The organism is Paraglaciecola sp. MB-3u-78 (assembly GCF_002835935.1).
GTDB lineage: Bacteria > Pseudomonadota > Gammaproteobacteria > Enterobacterales > Alteromonadaceae > Paraglaciecola.
The window spans coordinates 208,982-232,431 of record NZ_PJCF01000087.1 but is presented as its reverse complement, the minus strand read 5'-3'; the positions used below and the strand labels follow the sequence as shown (position 1 = coordinate 232,431).

Here is a 23,450-nt window from a genome sequence, read left to right as displayed (position 1 = left end):
AGTGTCAGCCACCTAATGAGGAGGAGCGGCTGGCAGGACAGCGGAGGCGTTTAAAGCGAACCAAAGCGCGAGCCTTGCTTGACGGCTCAGAGAATTTGAAAATGATGCGCTTAGATTTATCGAGATAAAAGATGTCCCCTTTACGAGCAATCAAATGAGAAGGTATAGCATTTCTAAAATAATCTGGATTAAGACGAGATAAACCCTAGTCTGCCGAAGTCAGAATGTGTAATTTAAGCCCACAGTTAAACGTCTGTCTTGGATGGCACTACCTTCTATTTCTGAGTCTCTATCAATAAATCTTAGCCCAGTAGTAACCTGAAGGTTTTTATTAATGTTTCTATTAAAATCGACTTTTGCATTTATTATAGTATCCGACGTAGCATCATTATTAGACGATCTTCTGGCTACATTAGTAGAAAAACCAATATTGGTTTTTCTGCCCAACTCATAAGATAAATTTAGGCCGATATTACGATTGGTTTGAACTCGGTCAGATTCTAAGAATTCGGTTCGATTATAAGACGCTCTAATAGAAGCTTTCACTTTACGTTTCTGGTATGCAAGACTGAAGCTCCCAGTCTTGCTGAATATTACTTCTTCTGATATGTCGCTTCCAATTTCAGACAATGTTCTAAATTCTTCTCCAGCTTGAAGCTGATAGGTTGTTCTGTCTGGTTGAAAACAATCAGCGAGATCTGTTGAACCAAATTGACATACAAACAAACCGATTGGATTCGTGGTTGTTTCTAATCTAGCAAACGAGGTTACTTGCTCTGAATAAGTCAATGAACTGCGAACGGATTTTAACGCATGGCTAAAATTTAGGCTGTAAGCATCACCATAAAATCTTTTCCCATAGTCAAATTCTAGAGCCGTTCTGTTAGAAAATGCCCAATCTAGGTTTAAGCCAATAAAGTTGGTTTGATTTTCTACTTCCTCAAGTTGGTTGTAAGTTAGCCTTACACGTCTCTCACTTCTGGGCTGCCATTCAAGACCTGCTCCATAACTTGTTGAGTCTAAATTGGTTCTGCGCGAGAAAGTTCCTTGATCTATGTCATTGTCTTCTATGTTTCCAGTCAATATAAAGCTGACATTTTGGGCAATCGATACCCCGGCTGAAGCTCTAATTAGAGAGGATTTAAAGTCGTCAAAGTTAGCTCTACTGGTATCGTTGTACTGAGCGGAAACATTAAAAGTATAATTTCTAGCATTTCTGCCTTGGTATAATTGAATTGATGTCGCAGTGTTATCGCCATTTAATCCAGCAGCACCCTCAATAGATTCTTCGGCTTTTGTTTCAGAGTATGAACTTTGAATATTCAAGCCGAAATATTTTGGGTTGGGGATTGTAAAATCAATAACACCAGAATGATTGCTATATTTTGTTAGGTCCCCGGCAGCAAGGACTTTGTCAGCTATAAACTGCTGTTGCTGGCTAATCACCCGATAGCTTTGTTGACCACTGATTGCTATATTTAGGGTGTTTGGAATTAAAGCTAAAGAACTGTTGTATTTGTAATCTGTATAATCTTTATCAGCGCCTTCAGCCTGGTTTTTTTGCTCTACTTTTGTATGTTCGATCTTAACAGATGTTAATAAACGTTTAGACGAATAGGATGCTAAGATTGACGGCACAATCACAGCTGCGTGGTTACTTGTAGCTGCGTTTTCTTCTGTATTCGTCTCATATAAATAAGCTGTCGCTGCAACTGATGTCTCAACATTGATATCCGCTGCAATACTTAAGGCAGATATACTACACAATGGCATTAATAGGAGTATTTTGTAGCGCGTTATCTTAATATAAAACCTTGATTGCACTAATTAGCCCCCCCGTAATAATATCCATATCCATATCCCTGCCCAGAATCTTTCGAATCCACTCTTGCTGATTTATTTACTAAGAATCCAATCGCCATTTCTGGGTTTAGCTGTTTTACTGCCTGTTCAACGTCCACTAGTCTTGTTTTTGATTCTTCTGTGACTACAAGTGCTTGTCCTGCCAAGTTCGCCAATATGGCTGTTTCGTTGATACCTAACAAAGGTGGAGTGTCGACAATAACTACCCTATCTGGGTAGCGATTAGCAAATTCTTTAACGGCATGAAACATTTTCTCACTTGCAAGCAATTCTGTGGATAAATGATGCGATTGACCAGCTGGAATAATTCTAAGATTATCTAAATTTGTTTTATACATGACTTCAGATATGTCTTTGTTTTCACCCAGCAGATATTCCATCAACCCCTGTTTGCTCTCAAGCTCTAAGGTTTTCATAACGTTAGGTCTAAGAACATCAGCGTCCACTAATAAAACCGTTTTATCCTTTTCCAAAGCGATACTGAGGGCTAAATTAATAGCGGTGAATGTTTTCCCTTCTCCAGGTCGTGAGCTGGTCACCATAATAATGTTGCTGTTATTTAAAGATTTAGATAACGGTCCAAACGCGTTGTCTAGCAATTTTCGTTTAATCGCTCGATATTCTTCATTAATTAGTTGTCTCTGTGAATTGATTGAGACGAAGCCTTTTTTCTCTAACATAGCAAAATCAATTTGAATCGTTGAGGTAATATTATTCCCTTTGGATAACATTGTTTGCTTTTTCAACGCTTTTTCAACAGAATCCTGTTGTGTAATTTGCTCAGGTTCCAACGGTTTTTGTAGCTCTTCTTGTAGCTCTTCTTGTTTTTTTTGCTCAGATGCTTTTTGGCTCTGTTTTTGGAGTGCTTTTTCTATAGAATTCATGAGAATACCCTCGCATAAATATCAAACTTCATTATTTCGGCAGCCATTAATACTCCATATAGACCAATAATTAAGCTCGAAGAGAATACAAATATTAATAGTCTCGAACGTCTGACTTTTTTTATGTGAGCTTTGTTTAAATGGCTTACCATGCCTAAGACAGGGTAAGAAGTAAGGGTTGTCAATTGACTGCTCCTTAACAATATTGGATTGAGCTGACTAATTAAAAATGCTAAACCTAAACCAGATGCAAATCCCAGTGCAAGAGCAATGGTATAGTTTAGTAATCTATTAGGTCCAGATGCAGATTGTGGCGCTATTGGTGGATCCACAACTCTAAATTGAACGTCTTCTGCAGATACGTCTGCTTTCTGGGCTAATTCAGCTTGATCTTTTCTGACCAGTAACTCCTGATACTTTCTTTGGGTTACCTCATAATCCCTGTTTAAAGCAGTTCGTTCTGCTTCGACTTGTGGCACCAAATCTATTTTTTGCTTTAATGCTTCAAGTTTATTATCGTAATCTGTCTCTCTTACTCGTAGTGAAGCTACTTGACTTTCTAAACGACTAATCTCTAATTTTAATTCGCTAGCAATAGAACCAATTTGCTCAGGTTTTTCACCATCATTTGATGATAGATATTCCTCAATCTCCAACTTTCTAGAGGCAAGCAATGAATCTAGCAAGTTATTTGCTTCTATTACATCTGGGTGTAGCTCAGTGTACTTTAACATCAGTTGGTCAAGGTTTTCTTCAAGGGTCTTTATGCGGCTGTCATAGCGGGTGGTTAGCGATGATGGCCCATCAAAAGGCCGCACAGAAGACCCGTCTTGATTGGTTTTTCTACCTTGAATTTGATCTGATAAAGCCACTATTTGTTGTTCAGTTTCTTTAATAGTGAGTCTCGTTTGTTCTAAGTTTTGCTCAAGCGTTGAATAGTTTCCATAAAAAGAACCTTGATTTGGCAACAGATCTGCATACTTTCTCTTAAAGTTCGCCAACCTTTGTTCAGACGCTGACAATCTGCTTTCATACTCATCTATTTGTTCATCAATAAATTGATTGGCAGCATCAGTATCTTTCCTACTATTGCCTTTTGTGCCTTCGACAAAAAGGTCCAGTGTTTCTTGAACCACCGTTCTCGCCATTTGAGGATCTCGATGACTGTAAGATATTGTATACAGGTTATCTCTACCAACGGCTCTGAGGCGAATGCTGTTAGACAAAGAGTTGATCAGGTTTTCGTACTGAACTGCATTAGAAGCCGTTATGTCTAAATCTGATTCTCTCGCAATTATTTCTATATTTGGACGACTCAAAAGAGTCTGAACCATCATTGCAACTTCTTGCCTTGGGTCGGTTTGAAGTGCTAATCCTCTTAGCAAAGGTTGTAGTACCGAGCGAGTATCTACATATACCCTTGCGGATGACTCATACACGTTCGGCATAGAGGCAACATACACAAAGCCTAAGGGGCAAATTAGCCAAGTACAAATCATGATATAGCGTTTTTTTACCCAAACACCCTTTATATAATCAATTAAGAGTTCGAGTGTTTTTTGAAGATCCTGCATTTAAATATCCACTTCTATGTTAACTGCTAAAACCATGCTTCAGGAATAATGATGATATCGCCCGGTAACATATCTATATTTTCTTCTATTGAACCTTCTTTAATCAACTCATCAATTCTTAGCTCATATGTCTTTTGTACACCTTTCACCATTCTGACCAATTTAGCATTATTTCCTGAAGCGAACTCAGTTAAACCGCCTACAGATATCATCAGGTCTAACAAGGTCATTTTTTCTGTGTAATTCACTGCACTAGGGTTGGTCGCTTCACCAATAACTCTCACTTGCTCGTATAGCGGTCCTTTAAAGCCACCCACACTTACTGTCACTCTGGGATTATTGATATATTTTGCTAATTCGACTTCTATATGTCTTGCTAACATTGTTGGCGTTTTGCCAGATACTTTAATATCTTCTACTAAAGATGTTGTGACCATACCATCTGGCCTCACCACAAAACTGCCGGAAATATCTGGATTCCGCCAGACAAATATAGACACGCTATCACCTGGCCCTATTAAGTATTGATAATCCTCTACAGACGTGGTCATCGACGAGTAGTTTGTTGCACTGGGCAATTTTCCAGAATTGCTGGAACAACCTACTGAGGTTATAATTAAAAAAAACATTAAATTTGACAATGCTATTTTGCTAGTCTTCATGTAGATTACAGTCCCATATGTTTGAAATCACAGGCGCTTAATGTAGCAAGCTTTAGGCTGGCTAGACAACTATAATATGATGATTAAATTGAAAAAAATGATTATGGGTATGTTAATCCATGCGTAATCTTAAAAACTTTGTTTCAAAAGGTGGTAGTAAATGAGCTTTGGTAATCGCAAAGAGATACGTCGCTCAAATATAATGATGCTTCTTGAAGCCATCATTATCTGTTATGTGGGTTACTTAGCCTCGGTTCTGGTTAAGTATTTATTTGGTTCATCTTATGTGGTTGTACCTCTCATAGATTTTGCCTCTCAAGTAGGTCTTTTTGCTGTTTTGGTTGTTCTTGCAGCCCTGTCTGTGGGTTTGTACGAAACAAAATTGAGAGAGACTTTTAGGGGGATCATTAGAAGGATATTTGTCAGTGTAGCCATTAGTTATTTTATCATTGAAGTCATCACTAATACTTTCCTCACTAATATTGAAATTAGTCAATACTATCTGCCCACCTATGCAGGCATGACTATTCTCATCTTGGTTATTTTTCGTTACTTTATCAATCGTTTGGGCATTCTTGGTCTTGGGCAATCGAAGATAATTGTCATTGGCGCAGGTGAGAGAGCCTCCATTATCGAAAAGCGAATGAGAAGAGAAGTAGACAGGTTTGGTTTTGAATTACTCGGTTTTATTCCTATCCCTGGGGACAATAGGGAGGAAGGTATTCAGAATGAAAAACTTATACATGTAAAGATAGACGAGAACTTCAGAAATTTTATCGCAGATAATGACATAGATGAAGTGGTAATTGCTTGCGATCAAAGGAGAGGTACGTTACCCGTTGAGATTCTTTTTGATTGTAGATTACGAGGTGTTGAAGTCACTGATTTACTTGATTTTATGGAAAGGGAAACAGGTCAAATAGTTGTCAATTTGATGTATCCAAGCTGGGTTATTTACTCTAATGGGTTCAATTCACAAAACTATTTAAGAGATGCTCTTGATTATTCGATGAATTGTATAATGGCAACGCTTGTTCTACTGCTTACCTGGCCCTTTATGTTGTTGACCGCCATGGTTATCTTTTTTGAGGATGTAAATGTAAAGAATGCATCGATTTTTTATAATCAAGAAAGAGTTGGCCATAACGGCCGTTTATTCAAAATTATTAAGTTTCGAAGTATGCGCCCAGACGCTGAGAAAGATGGGGCTAAATGGGCTACCACCAATGATACTAGGGTAACTAAGGTTGGTCAGTTTATTCGCAAATATAGAATTGACGAACTGCCGCAATTACTTAACATCTTTAGAGGTGAGATGTCGTTTATTGGTCCTAGGCCTGAGCGACCGCAGTTCGTAGAACAATTGATTAGAGAAATACCATATTACAATCAAAGGCACAATGTTAAGCCAGGTTTAGCTGGTTGGGCACAGTTGAACTATCCCTATGGAGCAAGTGTTGAAGATTCTATGGAAAAGTTAAAGTTCGACCTGTATTACGTTAAACATCAGAGCCTGATGTTAGATATTCTTATTCTTATTCGCACTGTCGAAGTTGTGCTATTTGGTAAAGGAAGATAAGTTTTGAGCGATCAAGTACTAAATGCGATGACGGTTGATGTGGAAGACTTTTTTCATGTATCCGCTTTTGAATCGATTATTGACCCTTCACAGTGGAAGGAGTTCCAGCCAAGAGTTGATTTTAATACACGTCGGTTATTAGATCTCTTTGCCAAATACGATGTTAAATCAACTTTCTTTGTTTTGGGCTGGGTGGCAGAACGTTATCCAGAATTAATTTTAGAAATATATCGTCAGGGCCACGAAATAGCTAGTCATGGTTACGCTCATCGTCGGGCTACGTCACAAACACGGGGTGAGTTCTTTGACGATGTTAAACGTTCAAAGGATCACCTTGAAAACTTAATTGGTGAACGCGTCACCGGTTACCGTGCTCCAAGTTTTTCAATTGGTTACGATAATGAGTGGGCGTTTGAAGTGTTGGCAGAGTTAGACTTTGGTTACAGCTCAAGTACTTACCCGGTTAAACATGACCTATATGGAACGCCAGACTGGCCAAGGTTTGCATATAAGCGTAAAGAGGGGATTATTGAAATCCCTATTCCAACGCTGAAACTATTAGGTAAGCAGACTCCGATCGGTGGGGGCGGTTTCTTTAGACTTTATCCCTACAGCCTAACTAAGTTTTTAGTGTCAAGTTATCTTAAAAAAGAAAATCAGCTATATTCGTTTTATTTTCACCCTTGGGAGATTGATAGCGAACAACCTCGGTTAAGCCATGCTCCGCTTAAGTCCAGATTCCGACACTATGTAAATTTGGATAAAACTTATGGCAAGTTAGAGCGCCTACTGAACGATTTTTCATGGGGTACCATGAAGGATATATATAATATACCTTCAAAATAAGGGACAGTATTGTGAACGGAGTTCCCACTAGTAAGGTCGATGCATTATCGATAAGACCATTTTTTGTTTGCCTAGTTTTGCTTTTGGGTACTTGGGTAGCGGTCTTTTTTCAAGGATTAATTACAGCCATCGATATTTGGTTGATTTCCGACATCTTTAACCACTGTTTGTTTGTGCTACCTGGTTCCATATTCCTTATTTATTTAAAGCGTCATGAACTCAGTTTAAAACACTTTAAGCCCAATTATTTTGTATTGTTTTTGTGCTTAGGAAGCTTAACTCTTTATGCTATTGGCTTAGCCGGAGATGTACAGCTGTTTATGCATGTGGCGACATTTACTTTCTTGCCATTGAGTGTGTGGGCATTTATCGGCAATCAATTAGCATTAAAGATATTGTTCCCACTGGTTTTTATACTTTTTTGTATTCCTGTTGGTGAAGAGTTAATACCTGCAATGCAAGAGGTCACCGCTGATTTGTCTATGGTGATGCTTAATTGGTCGGGTATCCCTGTATATAGAAGTGGACTATATATCGAAATTCCCCAAGGTCGATTTTTAGTAGCAGAAGCTTGTTCCGGGATCAGTTTTTTTATCGCATCTTTAGTAATTGGTTCGCTTTACGCTTATTTGAATATTAGCTCTACAAAGCGCCGTATCATCTTCATGCTTATTTCTATCGCATTTCCTATCATCGCCAATGGCATCCGTGTATTTGGAATTATTTTAACAGGCTATTTAACTGATATGGAACATGCTGTTGGCGCAGACCACCTGATTTATGGTTGGGTGTTCTTCTCTCTGGTCATAGTATGTTTGCTAGGTATTGGGGAGATGGTTAGGGAGAAACATCCACAAGTTCAAGGCTTACAGCCAGAATTAGCTAGTGACAGGTGGAAAACTGATAAGTCTTTTTATCCTTCGTTAATGTGTATTCTAGTGCTGATGATCGCTTATTCTGCTTGGTTCAGACTCATTACTGCTCAGCTAAATCAATCATCTGCCACTACCCACCTAACTTTAAGCTTAACTGAGGGGGCTGACCAAGCAAACTATTCAAGCAATTGGAAACCAGAATTCATTGAGCCTGCACAAGAATTTCATTATAGCCGGATGATATTGAATACTCCCATTGATGTCTATGTAGCTTGGTATCCGTTAGGTTACGGAGAGCTAATCACTTCTGGAAACCGACTTTACACTGAGAAGTCATGGTCACTAAAATCTAATAGCAACTTGCAATTGGGATCCGAACAAAACATACGAATATCTACAATTGTGAATCATAGTAGTAAAAGGCTGCTGAGCTCTTGGTACCTAATTGACGGTAAAATGTTCACCAATAATAAAATTGCCAAGTTATATGAAACATACCAAATATTAATGGGGAACCATGTTGGTAGTGCTTTAATTGCCATTTCCAAGCAAACCAAAAATGTTTCCTCAGAGCAGGAAAAGACTGAATTCCAAGGGATTTTAAAGCAAAGTATTATTGAATTGAATCAAGCCATCGAGATTAGATAACACAACATGAAGATGGAAACTCACAGGCTTTTTGGTAACGGGATTAATAGTCTGTTGGTGTTGTTACAGAAGAGAGTCTGGCGTGGAAAACATGCGTTTTATTTGTGGTTGTCTAAGCGATATGGCAGCAAAGTCATTACTCATAGAATTGAGGGGCGGGCATTTAATGTACCCGTGGGAGAGTGGTGTTTTTGGTTAGAAAAAGGTCCTGAAAATTACTACTTGGATGAATTTTTACCTTTTTGTAATCTATTGACAGAGCTAGAAAAACCCTTTACCTTTTTTGACCTTGGCGCCGATATTGGCACTGTTTCATCTCTAGTGGCAACACATTGTAACAACTTGAAAAATGTAATTGCTTTTGAACCTAATACTAAGTCTTTTGAGGTATTAGCCGTAAATTTAGAAAACATTAGACAGTCATCAATGTGTATTAACGCGGCGGTATCTGACTTTGAGGGTTTTGCCACTTTTCATGCTGACTCAGAAAGATTAAATGATCATGAAGGTTACATAGATAATAGCGGTGAGGGCGACACAAAGGTGACTTCTCTAGATATTTGGTCAGCCAAACAAACAGATATCTCAATTGAGGAAACTATAGCCTTAAAAATTGATGTCGAGGGGCAAGAAATACAGGCCGTGCTTGGTGCTAAGAGCCTCATTAAAAACGCAAAAAAAGTGATAATTCTAATAGAAATTCATCCTGACGTGCTGGCAAGAACCAACAATACACCTGATGATTTGTTTGCAATAACCGAACAAATCAGACATGTCGACTGGATAGTACCGCTTTATAATAATACGCCTATAAATCGTAACCTGCCTTTTTTTGAACAAATGCCAGTGGGTCAATACGACATTATTGGCATCTCTCGATAGCGGCCACTGTTAACATGACGTCGTCTGAATTTAGCTTACTTAGTCCAGCATAAATGAGAAAGTGATTAATTGTTGTTCTGTTAAATAGTCACTCAGTACTTTACTTCTTTTATTTTCTTTTAATACTGCACTTGCACCGTCTCGTTTACGGATTGCTTTATTCGTGAGGTTACCACTAATTTCAACATTTTTTGTTGAAGCGAATCGATATTCAATAGCGTTTTTGTAAGAGTGTGCTAAATAAATTTTGTTATTTAAAACTTTCGTGTCAGGACTTTCTTCAAGAATAATACCAACGTCTGCATTAGGGTGTTTATTGGCGCTGTGTAAAATTAAATTGTTTTGTATCACTCCCCCCATGTTAGGGCGATTTATCATACCAAATCCAATGCCGCGGTCACAATTGATGATGATGTTGTCTTCGACTAACGTGTTCTGAGTATTGTTCCAGAAGTGAATTGCGTGCTCTGCAATTCGAGAGTTTGGGCTCGCTATACCACGAAATACACTTCTTTTAACAACCCAGTTATGACCACCGTGAACATCTATACCTCCAATGTAATATTGGGGGCCGATACCAGCTGTGTAAACTAACTCACAGTTGTCAATCACACCGTTATTGCTGGAAACTTTGGTGTTACGGTTGTAACTCACTTTTAAAAGTTGCTCAAAACCATCTCGCAACACGCAGTTACGCAGAGTGGGGAAATCAGCGTTTTGCTCGCCTGCAATTTGCATTAAATGGTTACCTGCTTGTTGCAAGGTTATACCATCAAGCGTGAAGTGTTTTCCTGATACTCGGATCAGGTTATCAACTCCCTTCGTTTTGCGCATGCCGCGCCCACTTATTACCACACTGTTTCTGTTTCCAGATTTAGACATTAAGCTGATATTATCAGCTACAACAATGAGCGTTTTTTGTGTTTTATACATGCCATCTGCAAGAATAATTTGCATATTGCCAACTTTATTGGCTTGTCTCAGGGCGGCATGAAGCTGTTGGCTTGTGGTAACAGAGATCGTTTGTTGAATATTTTGGCTGGGCGCAGCGGGCAAATAAAAGCTTAACATAAAGATTGCACTCAATAATATCAACCTCTCAGTTGGCCTCATCAACTTCACTCTTATAGCTTTAATAGTTTTTCACCTATTAGTCTTTTGGGGGTAATTAGTCGGTTTATTTACGCATTTTTATTATTTTAGCAGGGTTTCCTGCGACTATTGCATAGTCAGGAACATCATTAACTACAACTGCTCCTGCCGCCACTATGCATTTCTTTCCCACATTTGCCATTACAATGGCGCCGTTACCTAACCAGCTATCTTCACCTATAACAACCTTAGTAAACTTACCGCCTTGTTGATTTAGCGGGCGGTCGATATCATCGAAGTTATGTTGCTCTTTTCCACTTAATATATGTACGCCACTACCCAATAAGCAATTGGCTTCAATACGACACTTCCCGATATTGCTATGAGGACCAATATAACAGCCGGACTGTAATTCAGTATCTTGTTGAGATAACAAGGCGCCAAAGCTAATAACTGTATCGAGGTCGCAATGTTGCATCGTAAAGTGATAAAAAGAGGCTCTGAAATAGGCGCCTAATTTTCCTGGGAAGAGGCTGAGAAATTGCGAAAATGCACTGAAAACAGCGTCTTTATTTGCTACTTGTATAAGTAAAATATATAAACCTATGAGTGGCATAATCATGAGATTGCACACTAAGCGGAACAACGTTTTAATAATTTTTTTCATATTGCTCACATTGGCGTTGTTTTATTATCGTTCAATAATGTTTCTAGAGGCTGCAAGATACTTTCCCAACTGTAATTGTTAGTAATGTTTTTTAATGCATTATTGCTTATGTATGAATAACATTGTTGATTGTTGGTTAGCTGTTCAATTCTATTTATAAATTGCTCGGGAGTATCTGCTAGCAATATATCTTGTTCAACATTGCATCGAATGCCTTCTGCTCCCATTGATGAGGCGATCACCGGCAGCCCGCAAGCAAAAGCTTGTAACACTTTATTTTGTACCCCTCGGGCTATTCTAAAAGGTGCGATAAAAATGTTAGCTTTATCAAAGTAAGGTTTAATATCTTCCACAAACCCTGTCACCTCTACTCCTTCATTCAATTCAAGCTTTTTAATTTTGTCAGTTGGATCCATTCCTGCTATGCAAAATTTAGCATCTGGCCATTGCTTTTTAACAGCCGGCCAAACTAAGCCCATAAACCACATGACTGCGTCAATATTGGGAGCGTAGTCCATAACCCCCGCAAATAAAAAATAGGGATGTGCCGTTTGTCTTGGATTTGCGGGGGGATAAAACACATTTGTATCAAGTCCATTTTCAATGGCGGTTAAGTTTTTTACATTGCCATGGATACTTTGAAACAAATCTACTTCTGTTTGGGTGATTAATAGGCAATGATCAAACTTTTTAACTATTTTGGCTTCAACGTCAGCTATTAGACGAGACTCTCGCCCATAAACGGTGCTCAACGGCCATTGATGACTTTTCTGATATTGCGCCCACTTATCCGAATCAACATCCATAAAATCCATGATAAGCGCAGGAGGTGGATTAAGATCTGCGTATTCCTTAGAGCGAAATATATACTCGCTAACACTCGATGCAGAGCAAAAAATAACGTCAACCTTTTGTGATGCCAATACGTCATCAATTTTAGATTGTAATTTTGCACTGTAAAAATTACTGATACTTAATGCTTTGTTTTTTAAAACGCCGGATACTAATCTTATTGGCTTTGCTGGGAGCTTTTCACTTAGGACTTCGAAACAATAGTGCTTTTTTAACTCATTAAAGTGTATTTGTTCAGAATCGTCCTCGTATGGACTGGCTAAAATAACATCATGTCCACACTCGTTGAAAAACTTTAACTGGTGGAATGTTCTTATTTTTTCACCTTTATTCGGTGGATAAGGGCATCGTTGTGCAATAATAAGAATCTTCATAGGTTTGATATTGATGCTCTGGTATTTTGCTGTAAGTTGACAGTGATATTCAGGTTTTCATTAATAAAATTTTGCAGTGTCGCGTGACAATTTCACTTAATCTATAACCTAAATGCGCTAAAATAAATAATACACAATGTAACATTTATTTTGAACGGATTGTTAGTATGATTCCTTTGTCAAAGAAATGCGGATAAACTGTATTTGCAACTTATATGAGGTTACAACTGTTTGAAAACATTACTGATCACAGAAAATTTCCCCCCTAAATCGGGTGGCAGTGGTCGCTGGTTTTGGGAGCTTTATTCTCGTTTGCCTCATGCTGAATATTCCGTATTGGCAGGCGAGTGGAAGGACAGTGACTTATTTGATACGGATTCTGCCTTGAGTATCTCCCGTTATACTCTTAGTTCTTCAGAGTGGGGCTTTATAAGCCTTACAGGTGCCTTTTTTTATTTAAAAACAGTTTTGCTTATCCGCAGGCAAATAAAACAACAAAAAATAACAAGGTTACATTGTGGACGTGTGTTGCCTGAAGGGGTGATGGCTTGGATCCTCAATATATTCACAGGTATCCCCTATTCCTGTTATGTGCATGGGGAAGATTTAGAAACGGCTGCTAGTAGCCGAGAGCAAAATTTTTTATGTAAACAAGTTATCAAACGGGCGACCAAGATTATTTGCAATAGTCAAAACAGTGCAAACTTAGTCGCGAAGTTTGGTGAAGCTGCTAGTCGCAAAGCTATCGTTTTCCATCCAGGAGTTGATAGTAGTCAGTTTGTGCCAGCAGAGCCTAACGTTGAAATCCGTGCTCGGCTTAACTGGCTGGATAAAAAGGTCGTTTTAACTGTAGGCCGTCTGCAAGCTAGAAAAGGTCAGGATATGATGATTAGAGCGCTGCCTGCGGTCAAAAAAGATATTCCCAATATCTTATATGCAGTGGTGGGTGACGGAGACTGCCTTACGATGTTACAGAATCTGGCGGCAGAACTTGGGGTAGAGGATAACGTACAATTTTTGCGAGAAATTACAGATCAGCAAATGATTCAATGTTATCAGCAATGTGATTTGTTTATCTTGCCTAACCGCACTATAGGCAACGATATTGAAGGTTTTGGCATGGTGTTAGTCGAAGCTCAATCCTGTGGAAAACCGGTTATAGCTGGAGATTCTGGAGGCACTAGCGAAACCTTAATTGAAGGCCAAACCGGTTTTATCATTGACGCAACCCGAGAACATAATATTGTTGCAACAGTAGTTGAATTATTAACAGATAATCAAAAGCTAAAAGATATGGGGGATAAAGGAAGAGCGCACATATTGCAAAATCTTGACTGGAAAGCACTAGTACTCAAGGCAAAAGCGTTATTTAGATAGTACTAGACAGTTGTGTAAATCAACTGGGATGCTAGGACGTGGTAAGTATTTTGTAAAACGGGGTTTTACTTAGTCGTTACTTTAATTATATGTTCGATGATACATAATGTTATAAAATATAAGGGGTTGTTAGTGCATTTCAAAATGAGCTTCCATTATTTAACTTTACTAGCTGGGACTTTACTTCTGGTGGTTAACCTATATGGATTGAATAAAGAAATCCGTGTAGATGATTTTCACAATGAATATTTACTATTTCCAAATGATCAGCCTACAGATTTCAATTCTACTTCCTTAGAGCTATTGAGACGTGAAAACGAAAACGATATTGAGTTTGCGTCTAGGATCACCAACGTTATTGCTCGGGGGATGGCTCACATAAAGTGGATTGTTTACCCAGAAGAAAAATTTAATCAATTAGTCCCAATATGGGAGAATTATTTTTTATATTTCATGGGGAAATTCTCAGGTATACCTGAATATGAAAGATATCATTTTGCCAATTATCACCGGAGTTTAGAGCGTGGTATTGGTATTTGTGGTGACGCTTCAATGGTTATTTCTCAAGTTTTAAATGAGCAGGGTATCAGTAATAAAATCATTACATTTCCAGGCCACGTAGTGGTTGCCGCATCATTTAAAAACGGCAAACAATACATTTTTGACGCTGATTATGGCGTTACTATCCCTTTTTCGTTACAGGAATTTCCCTCCAAAAGTAGCGAAATAGCAAAACTCTATTCAGAAGCTGGATACCCTCTAAGGGACTTTGTACTATTCCAAAGAATATATAAAGAAAATTACAATCAATGGGATGGTGTTGAGCATTTTATTACCAAAAAATACTATTTTGAAAAATTCGCTTACTGGTTAAAATGGCCATTTCCAATATTAATGATGTTTTTTTCATTAGTTTATTTATTTAAAATAAAACGTACAAAGAATCACACAAATTAATCATTGTGTGATGTGCGTCATAAGGAAAACAACCAATTAACACCTATTTTTAGCAGCGACAATTCTATGCGAATTTTACTTTATCTAATAGTATTTGTAATCATCTATGGTTCATATTATCCCTTTCATTTTCAATGGGGTATCGATATCGAAGCCAGAATTTGGCGACTGTTAAACTTTAATTTTTTAAATAGTTCTGTAAGTGATCTCATTTCTAACACGGTTCTTTTTATTCCTTTTGGATTAGTAATAACTAAGGCGTCTCGCAATCAGTTGACCATCAAGAGTGCATGCGAGTTTCTGGTGATAGGTTTTGCGCTCGCTTTCATCATTCAAGTAGGGCAAGTTTGGACAACTGATCGCATTCCTTGGGGAGGAGATGCTATTTGGAATGTGTTTGGTTGTTTAATTGGTATTGTGCTGGCTAAAGCTTCTACCTCAAGGCGCATTCATTTTAGCTATGAATTATCACCCTATTTAGTCATTTCATTTTACCTGGGTTTAGCCTTGATTTTTATTAAACTTGCGCCTTATTCACCAGCATTAGACTTTGATGTATTGAAAACTAATTTTAAACAAATTATTTATCATCCACAAATAGATTGGTATTGGACTTATGAGTCTGTAGTGACGTGGCTGATTTCATTTTATCTACTTTCTCAGGCGAAACTAAAGTGGCTAACTACAGGTAAGCTTGTTGTTATGGTGTTTGCTGTGCTTAGTGTTAAGTTCCTAATTATTAATAATAATATTAATATCTCACAGTTTTTTGGAGCCTCTGTTGCTCTAGTTATATGGATAAGCTTGAAGTCACTAGTCAATAAGCAACTGTTGTTTTTAGCATTAGTCTTAACTATTATTCAAAATGGCTTGTATCCATTTGAGTTAAAACCTTCCCCTACGGATTTTCATTGGCTACCATTTTCAGGCTCTCTTAATGGCAACATTCTGCTGAATATTATTGCTATGAGTAAAAAAATGCTGTTCTATATTAGCGCAGTCTGGTTAATGTACTTAGTCACTAATAAGCTAAGGTTATCGACTATTACGGTTGCCATAATTATTTTTATTGGTGAGTATTCTCAACGTTTTTTTACCAATTCAGTCGCCGAAATTACTGATGCAATTCTCGTATTATTAGGTGGTTACATCCTTTCACTTTGCTTAACAAAATCCAACCATGACGGTCAAAAAATCATCCGGGACAATCCCGGTTATACCAAAGTCTCAAATACCAATCTATCGCAAAGTAAAATGGTTTGTATTAACCAACGTGATATTGCCAGCCTTGATGGCCTTAGGGCCCTCGCCGCATTATCGGTATTCATAGTACATTTTCAACAATTTACTAATGTTGGTGGGGCATTAGGGCCTTTTGATTTTGAACGGTGGATGGTCAATGGCAACACAGGGGTAGCCTTGTTTTTTGCATTAAGTGGCTTTTTGTTATCCATCCCTTTTTGGCAGGCCAATCAAGAGCAAACCTTACCCAACATTAAGCATTACTTTTTTAAGCGTGCTATTCGTATTATTCCACTATTCTATTTATGCTTTATTTTGTTGATGGCTCTAAAAGGATTTAAAGGAGCTGAAGTCAATTTCAACAATATATTGAGTCATTTATTTTTTCTGCATAATTTGAAAGATTACCAAGTTATGAGTCTTAACCCTCCATTTTGGTCATTAGCAGTTGAAATGCAGTTTTATCTTTTGTTACCACTATTTTTTATCTCAATTAAAAAACTAAATCGTAAAAGTGGCACCTTAGTCTTTATTGTTCTTGTCCCTGTCATTTATGTACTTTACAAGTTGCTAATGAACTGGCTAGGTGAGTGGAATGACTGGCCAATCAGAATTCCGCTTATTTGGCCTTTCGGAATTGAATTGGAATCGGTTAATGGCGCAGCATTAAAGTATTCAACCATGGCCCATTTGCCGCATTTTTTAATTGGAGTTGTAGCTGCGAGTTTATTTCTTACCTACCGTGACTCAGGAAAACAAAAGCCAATATTATGCGAATCACTTTTTTGGTTAGCCTCTATAAGTGTGGCAGTCATTTTATCAACGCCTTTGGACGAATTATTTCAGCTTAACTACGGGCGCTACAACTTCCCCTTGGTACCACTTTTATTGGGTGTGATATTAGTTACTGCGCCTAATTCAGTGTTTGCAAAACGGCTATTAGATTTGCCAATTTTGAGATGGGTGGGCATCATCTCTTATGGGGTGTACTTATTCCATTATCCCCTACTCAAAGCGACTAAGATGGCCTTTGATTTGGCTGGCCTTAGTGTCACAAATAATGTGGTTTTATATGGCGTATCATCACTAATATTGACATTATTGCTTGCACATTTGTCATATAAATATTTTGAAAGTTTGGTAATGAGAAAATTCACTAAGGAAAAATTAATTGTGACAGATATACCAATTAAACAAGCAACTTCGCAAACTAGTCGTTCTAAAAGGCCTAGACTCAGCACCTACAAAATCGGTAGTGGTGCTGTTTTAATTATGGGTACTGTTGGGCTTCTTTATATATTGAATAATCAAGGAAACTCTAAAGAGAATTCGATTTCATGGGCAAGTAATAATGCAAATATTATTTTTGACCATCACACACACACACAATACTCTGATGGCAATCTAACATTAGGCGAACTTACAGAGCTGGCATATAGCAATGGGTGTGATGCATTGGCTATTACTGATCATACCGACCGCCTAAGTTCGTTCAATCCGGAAAAAATAGCAAAAATTAATCAGTTAAGAATTCAATACCCTAATTTACTCATCCTAAATGGAGTTGAATTAGGTATGCCGGGTTATGAACAGAGAGAACACGTCAATATAATCACAACACCAGAATTCGAATCGTCGGTATTACCCGAAGTATTTACTAAAATTAATAAAAGTTACAATTTACCAGAATCAATAAGAGACAGGTTCATTTTTGATAACATTTTCAAAAGTGATGACGAGTTTAATCATTCGATCGCAATCTATAATCATCCCAGTAGAAAAGACGAGACAGCAGACGAAAACTTATCTGATATCAAAAACTGGAATGCTAACAAACAAAATATTATGGCGATATCTGGGGCACCCGGACATCAAAAATCAACCGATATAGGAAGTTATCGGGCCCTGTTTAAGACTGTTGATAGATGGGATCCCGCAATAGCCAACGTTGGTTCAACATTAGACCAATTATTAGATGAAGGCCATGACATATGGGGAGCCATAGCCTCTTCCGATTATCATAACGATAAAATGGATTACCCACCTTGTGGCTTTTCCAGAATACATGTGTCAGCCCCCGAAAAAACCTATGACGGCCTAATGACTGCCTTAAAAAAAGGCACTTTCTGGGCCAGTCATGGCAAGTTTTTGTCACAATTTAAATTGGTTGCTGAAATATCTGAAAAACAGCTCAGGCTTTCACCTGGTGAGGCAGCAAATACAGAAGCTGGTAGTATAGCTTTAATACAAATAGAGTTAACTCGCGAAAAAGATTATTTTGGTTTACCACTGGACATTGAGTTGATTACTAATTGTGTAACCGGAAAGCCTGAGTTACTCGATTTAATAAGTGTGCCTGCATTTAAAAATACTGCCGTAGCGCTTATACCAATCAACAAAGAAGGCAAAGATGGTCAGAGTTGTTATTTACGCAGTCGGGTGCAAGTTCAAACTATGGATGGCTTACTTAACATGGCATATAGTAACCATATTCGCTTTTTTCTAAATTAGCGTGACTTTATCTGAATCTTATTTTGCAAATTAGTTTTAATTAATATGCAATTCACACTGGTAGTAACGTTCAGTCTTACAGGAGCTAATTAAGGTAACCATTCTTAAGGGCAACTGTGGATTTATGAAGATATTTCACAATGCCTCTTATTGTGTTTTTTTAACTATTCCTTTTTTTGCTGTGAACAGTCTTTGGAACAACAAAATCAAGATATTGTTAGGCGCATCTTAGACCAAAGTTTGATCAATGGGCGCTATCGGTGGAAGATTGAAAACGAATGTTTCAAAACTCTGGAGAACCCAAAGCCTCAAATTGAGCACTAAACAACTTAAAAGTATGCTTAGACTTGGGAAATCGCTTTAAGTACTTAAAGCTAGGATAATGATATGATATGGACTGATCAAATTTCATCCATTTACTGAGTGTATTTTGACGATACCTATTGCCATTGAGGACTGTCTAGCTAAGAAAATCTCGATTATCACAATTAACTTTAATAATTTTTTAGGGTTGAAAAAAACCATTGAATCTGTCATCCAACAAACCTGCGCAAATTTTGAATTTGTCGTTATTGACGGTGGAAGCAATGACGGAAGTGCAGAGGTTTTAAAAGAACACAATAACAACATTGATTATTGGGTAAGTGAACCGGACACCGGTATTTATAATGCTATGAACAAAGGGATTGCTTATGCAACAGGGGATTATCTTTTATTTTTGAATAGTGGGGATTGCCTCTTTAAAAAAGACGTATTGAAAAATGTCAGTGAGCAAATTCATGGTGACTCAGAAATTTATTATGGAAACGAAATAAAACCAGATGGAAGCTTATGGGCGATACCTAGAAAAGTAAAATTAAGTTATTTTTTTGAATCATCACTGAGACACCAAGCTACTTTTATTAAAAAATCACTATTTGAAATTGTTGGATACTATGATGAAAGCTTAAAGATTGTATCTGATTGGGATTTTATGCTTAAAGCTATCTTTATTCATGGAGCAAAAACTCAATATATTGACGAAATAGTTTCCATATATGAAGGAGGTGGTGTTTCTCAGCAAGCATGTAATTTAACGTTAAGAAAAGAAGAACGAGAAATACAGTTAAAAGGATTATTCCCGTTTATTTACGAAGATTATAAAGTGCTGTCGAACTATAAGAAGACGTTCAAAAATCCTAGAGTTGACATTCTTTTAAAAACTGAAAAGTATAAAATTTTGACCTTTCTTAATAGGATCTATTTCAAAATATTAAATTTGTTATTGCGAGTGCTATAGTACAGGTAATAAGGGAATGTAAACGATTGGAGTTAATATAAGTTCTACCAATATGATTGAAATTTTAACTATTCAGTATTAGCTAATTCATAAAGAAAAGGAACTCCAATGAATGTATTTATATTTTTCTCTGTCAGAACTAAGCGAGTTAGCTGGTCATCTTTGGGCCTCTTGAAGCGCTGCTTTTCCAAGCGTTTGTGCCACAACTCAAAGCCCGTCTTATCCCAGTAAAGGATTTTAAGCTTGTCCCGTTTCTTGTTGCTAAAAACAAACAGCGCATCGCTTAAGGGCGACAATTCAAGTTGCTGCTCAACCACCACAATCAAACCGTTAATCGACTTACGAAAGTCCACCGCCTCAAGATGCATATAGATATCTGACGGCTCAATGAACATCTTCATGAGGATAAGGCCTTAAGCAATTGTGCTAACCATAATGGCTCACAATTAAGGGGTAACGTTAACCTAGCGTCGTTGACTTGCAGCAATATCGCTGCGCTAACCGTGGGTGTGTTTATTTCTCGATAAAAAATTCAATGACTGGCTAAAGACTATAACTCCAGAAAATATCATTACATTAAATTACTGAACGCAACTGTGCACCCAGTTATTTAACACTGCTCATGCGTACAAGAGGTGGCATAGCACTGGAGTCTTCCGATGAAGGTGACTTGAGGAGTTGCTACTCGTTTGTTTGACCCGTTCTTCTAGTTCGTTGAGCCTGTCCAACAGCGTTTTGATAAGTTGATTGCCTTCATCAAGAGGGTTGGCTGTAAGTTCAGCTTGAAACTTTTGGTGTTTCATAGGTATAGCATGACACAGAGAAATGATCGTTCAATGAGTGGAATAGTTACCTGAAGATAAAGTTGAAAACACTGTCAATATGGCCCTGGTGAAAATCAAGTTGGGTATACGTGAACAAGAGGGAAGCTGGTTTAGCTTTAGCCAGAAGCGCCGTACGCAAATAAATGTGTTTTATTACCATCAGGGCGGATGCTGTTTGTGGCTTATACGTCTGGCGAAAGGTACCTTTGCCAGAGCCGACGATGAAGGTAGTAAACGGGCGCTCAAATAGCATTCAGTTACAGTGCCTGATTGATGGTGTTGATTGGCGAAAAGACAAAAAAACAAGCAACTTATCTAACTGAATTTGATATGCTTTTGACCATGACACGCTCTTAAATAACAAGGCATAGATGACTTTTGTGCATATTGAAAATGTGCATTTATCAGAGTGCGTTATGGTAGTTGATTAATAACTTAACTGGTACAAACTCCAGTTATTTGGACGTAAGTCTGAGAAACAATAGATTAATAGTCTGGCACAAAGCTTCTTGTTTGTCAGCGACTCAAAGAAACAAACGCAGGCGCAGGATGTTACCGACACGGGCCATCGCAACGCAACAGATTATTGATGTGCCTAGTAAAGAGCTCAGTGTTGAAAATTCTGAGCAGTATGAAATCATTGACCACAAAGATACGTGCCGCTTAGCTCAACAACTTCGAAGCTATACTCTGTTGTTTTATCTTCGTCCTGTTCAGCGTCATAAAAGCCAACAGAGCAAGGACACCGGAAAGGCGCGCGTTACTCTAGAGCCAGGCTATGGACGGCAGAAACACCGCAAATATAATTTGCTGGCTGCGGCTTAAATCGCTATGGAATGCGCTGCTTGGATAGGCAGACCATCGCTAAACGTAGCCACTTGCGGATTGAAAATAACCTACATTGGGTCTTGGTTAGGACGATGAACGAAAATAAGTGGCAAATATAACGAGGAGAAGAAGCAGCAAACACTAGGCGTTTACGGCACCTACATTAATTTGTTTGAGACAGATAAAAGCCGAAAAGTAAGTGTTAAGCCCAAGAAACTGATGACGGCCATTGGCATTATCTGCCTCGAAACTCTATTTTTAAAGGGATATAATACAATTGATTAATGTTAAAGCACTCATACTCTTGCTTTTTGGGGAGTTTACCCAACAAGATTCTAAAGTTTGTTATGATGTACTAAAACCTTCCTCTAACTTACAAGAAAAAAGAATCCCAATGAATGTATTTATATTGTGCTCCGGCAGAACAGCCTCCACGGCGTTGTCCGCTGCTTGTCAACATATCACTAACTTTACGTCAGCACATGAATCTAGAGTAAATATACTGAGCAAAATCAAACTAGATTACCCTGACCAGCACATAGAGATAGACAATAGGCTTATTTGGTTTAGTGAGCTCTTAGATGAAAAATTTGGGAAGTCAGCAAAATATATTCATCTTACCAGGGATAAACATAAGGTCGCCGCAAGCTATGCAGAACGATGGCAACTTACTGAGTCTATTGTTAAAGCTTATGGCCATGGAATATTAATGAAGCCTAAAATAGCAAAATCTGATCGACTTCAGGTTTGTTTAGATTATGTAGAATTCGTCGAAAAAAAAATTGAACTCTTTTTAAAGGACAAACCCGAGAGTCCGAAAATTTCAGTGGAGAACTTAAGTGACGACTTCGTCAAACTGTGGGGTTTTGTCGGCGCGCAGGGTAACTTAGAGTTTGCCTTGAGTGAATTTGACAAAAGACATAATACAAACAAACTCAGTTTTTTGGGAAAAATAAGAAATGCGTTACCCATATAATTAATTAAGACGCGCAGGACACATTATGGATTATAGAAGTGAAATGATGGGCTACGCACACATGTAGTTGTGCCTGTTTTACTGTTTCATGCCTATATTCTCGGTTTTCTGGTGGTTTTGTTATCGCGGTTTTTTAATCACCGCTATATTAATCAGTGAAATGGAAACCAACAGCTTTAAACGCAGAGGATGGACCGCCAAGGCTATTTAGGCCTTAACAAATTGTTATTCTTACATCTTTAATCATTACTATGAAAACGTTCAAAATTTTTGTCATGTAAATGGAATTTAAAAACGAAATTTATATCTCCCGTGATTTAGTTCTGTAAAGAACAGAGAGCAGTTGCATAGATTACACCAAAAAACTCTGGTTAGGTAGCGTGTTGCAGGGTAAACGTATTACACCTTTATCTATTTTGACCTGGCTGATAAATGAACTTAAAAATAGATTGACTTAGAACGTATTTTCTTAACAAAAAATAAAACAGGCCTCATTTTTTGTTAACCTTAAATGTAAGCTGAAAATTATAAAAAATGACGAGAATATATAGACAAGAGGGAAAGTTTATCATTCAATGCACAGAGAGAAATTTTTTTTATCAATGCTGATTATTATTTGTTTGGTTGAATTATTGTTAAGTGAAGCTCTTATCATTAA

At 37.8% G+C, this 23,450-nt stretch carries 20 protein-coding genes; 11 read left to right on the top strand and 9 right to left on the bottom strand.

The features are described from left to right. Positions 1-219: 219 nt before the first annotated feature. The 4 genes from CXF95_RS29180 to CXF95_RS29165 are packed head-to-tail and all read right to left on the bottom strand — an operon-like array spanning position 220 to position 4,983. Positions 220-1,824, bottom strand: coding sequence for a TIGR03016 family PEP-CTERM system-associated outer membrane protein (locus CXF95_RS29180; RefSeq protein WP_157828307.1), 1,605 nt, complete (start codon positions 1,822-1,824; stop codon positions 220-222). Next, positions 1,824-2,747, bottom strand: a complete 924-nt coding sequence (locus tag CXF95_RS29175; protein WP_101201881.1) for an XrtA-associated tyrosine autokinase — start codon at positions 2,745-2,747, stop codon at positions 1,824-1,826. Before CXF95_RS29175 ends, CXF95_RS29180 begins: the two co-directional genes overlap by 1 nt. After that, entirely contained in the window at positions 2,744-4,321 is a 1,578-nt protein-coding gene (locus CXF95_RS29170) for an XrtA system polysaccharide chain length determinant (protein ID WP_101201880.1), read from the bottom strand. The genes CXF95_RS29175 and CXF95_RS29170 overlap by 4 nt, the downstream gene beginning before the upstream one ends. Positions 4,322-4,347: 26 nt before the next feature. Next, entirely contained in the window at positions 4,348-4,983 is a 636-nt protein-coding gene (locus CXF95_RS29165) for an XrtA/PEP-CTERM system exopolysaccharide export protein (RefSeq protein ID WP_101201879.1), read from the bottom strand. A 160-nt stretch (positions 4,984-5,143) separates the two neighbouring features. Between CXF95_RS29165 and CXF95_RS29160 the strand changes: the two genes are divergently transcribed. Genes CXF95_RS29160 through CXF95_RS29145 form a run of 4 tightly spaced genes read left to right on the top strand, consistent with a single transcriptional unit; the run spans position 5,144 to position 9,813 of the window. Continuing rightward, positions 5,144-6,562, top strand: coding sequence for a TIGR03013 family XrtA/PEP-CTERM system glycosyltransferase (locus CXF95_RS29160; RefSeq protein WP_101201878.1), 1,419 nt, complete (start codon positions 5,144-5,146; stop codon positions 6,560-6,562). 3 nt (positions 6,563-6,565) lie between these two features. Further along, entirely contained in the window at positions 6,566-7,408 is an 843-nt protein-coding gene (locus tag CXF95_RS29155; RefSeq protein ID WP_101201877.1) for an XrtA system polysaccharide deacetylase, read from the top strand. A gap of 11 nt (positions 7,409-7,419) precedes the next feature. After that, on the top strand, positions 7,420-8,931 hold the full coding sequence (gene xrtA / locus CXF95_RS29150) for an exosortase A (RefSeq protein WP_198556759.1): 1,512 nt from the start codon (positions 7,420-7,422) through the stop codon (positions 8,929-8,931). A gap of 6 nt (positions 8,932-8,937) precedes the next feature. Beyond that, complete coding sequence (locus tag CXF95_RS29145; protein ID WP_232788103.1) at positions 8,938-9,813, top strand: FkbM family methyltransferase; 876 nt, start codon at positions 8,938-8,940, stop codon at positions 9,811-9,813. Between the two features lie 39 nt (positions 9,814-9,852). Here CXF95_RS29145 and CXF95_RS29140 read toward each other — a convergent pair whose 3' ends face one another. From CXF95_RS29140 to CXF95_RS29130, 3 genes are all read right to left on the bottom strand, one after another. Continuing rightward, complete coding sequence (locus CXF95_RS29140; RefSeq protein ID WP_101201926.1) at positions 9,853-10,884, bottom strand: hypothetical protein; 1,032 nt, start codon at positions 10,882-10,884, stop codon at positions 9,853-9,855. Between the two features lie 106 nt (positions 10,885-10,990). Further along, the gene (locus CXF95_RS29135; protein WP_101201875.1) at positions 10,991-11,572 is read right to left on the bottom strand and encodes an acyltransferase; all 582 of its coding nucleotides are present in this window, start codon (positions 11,570-11,572) and stop codon (positions 10,991-10,993) included. Positions 11,573-11,577: 5 nt separating this feature from the next. Next, entirely contained in the window at positions 11,578-12,798 is a 1,221-nt protein-coding gene (locus CXF95_RS29130) for a TIGR03087 family PEP-CTERM/XrtA system glycosyltransferase (protein WP_101201874.1), read from the bottom strand. Positions 12,799-13,029: 231 nt separating this feature from the next. On the opposite strand from CXF95_RS29130, the gene CXF95_RS29125 reads away from it, so the two are divergent. The 4 genes from CXF95_RS29125 to CXF95_RS29110 all read left to right on the top strand — a co-directional run bounded on the left by CXF95_RS29125 (position 13,030) and on the right by CXF95_RS29110 (position 20,164). After that, a complete protein-coding gene (locus tag CXF95_RS29125; protein WP_101201873.1) occupies positions 13,030-14,175 on the top strand; it encodes a glycosyltransferase family 4 protein in 1,146 nt (381 codons plus the stop codon). Positions 14,176-14,307: 132 nt separating this feature from the next. Beyond that, on the top strand, positions 14,308-15,132 hold the full coding sequence (locus CXF95_RS29120) for a hypothetical protein (protein WP_101201872.1): 825 nt from the start codon (positions 14,308-14,310) through the stop codon (positions 15,130-15,132). 66 nt (positions 15,133-15,198) lie between these two features. Further along, on the top strand, positions 15,199-18,885 hold the full coding sequence (locus tag CXF95_RS29115; RefSeq protein ID WP_157828306.1) for an acyltransferase family protein: 3,687 nt from the start codon (positions 15,199-15,201) through the stop codon (positions 18,883-18,885). 430 nt (positions 18,886-19,315) lie between these two features. Continuing rightward, entirely contained in the window at positions 19,316-20,164 is an 849-nt protein-coding gene (locus CXF95_RS29110) for a glycosyltransferase family 2 protein (protein ID WP_157828305.1), read from the top strand. 68 nt (positions 20,165-20,232) lie between these two features. Here the strand turns inward: CXF95_RS29110 and tnpB (CXF95_RS29105) are convergent, their stop codons facing one another. Both tnpB (CXF95_RS29105) and CXF95_RS31045 read right to left on the bottom strand, forming a co-directional pair. Then, positions 20,233-20,565 carry an IS66 family insertion sequence element accessory protein TnpB gene (gene tnpB, locus CXF95_RS29105; protein ID WP_101201869.1) on the bottom strand — a complete coding sequence of 111 codons (333 nt, stop codon included), beginning with the start codon at positions 20,563-20,565 and terminating at the stop codon, positions 20,233-20,235. Positions 20,566-20,784: 219 nt separating this feature from the next. Further along, a complete protein-coding gene (locus CXF95_RS31045) occupies positions 20,785-20,967 on the bottom strand; it encodes a DUF6444 domain-containing protein (protein ID WP_369809358.1) in 183 nt (60 codons plus the stop codon). A gap of 79 nt (positions 20,968-21,046) precedes the next feature. Between CXF95_RS31045 and tnpB (CXF95_RS31655) the strand changes: the two genes are divergently transcribed. The 3 genes from tnpB (CXF95_RS31655) to CXF95_RS29090 all read left to right on the top strand — a co-directional run bounded on the left by tnpB (CXF95_RS31655) (position 21,047) and on the right by CXF95_RS29090 (position 22,792). Continuing rightward, positions 21,047-21,238, top strand: coding sequence for an IS66 family insertion sequence element accessory protein TnpB (gene tnpB / locus CXF95_RS31655; protein ID WP_101201868.1), 192 nt, complete (start codon positions 21,047-21,049; stop codon positions 21,236-21,238). Between the two features lie 263 nt (positions 21,239-21,501). Next, positions 21,502-21,813 (top strand): hypothetical protein, encoded by a 312-nt coding sequence (locus CXF95_RS29095; RefSeq protein ID WP_157828303.1) that lies wholly within the window; start codon positions 21,502-21,504, stop codon positions 21,811-21,813. A gap of 280 nt (positions 21,814-22,093) precedes the next feature. Continuing rightward, a complete protein-coding gene (locus tag CXF95_RS29090) occupies positions 22,094-22,792 on the top strand; it encodes a hypothetical protein (protein WP_101201866.1) in 699 nt (232 codons plus the stop codon). Positions 22,793-23,450 lie beyond the last annotated feature (658 nt).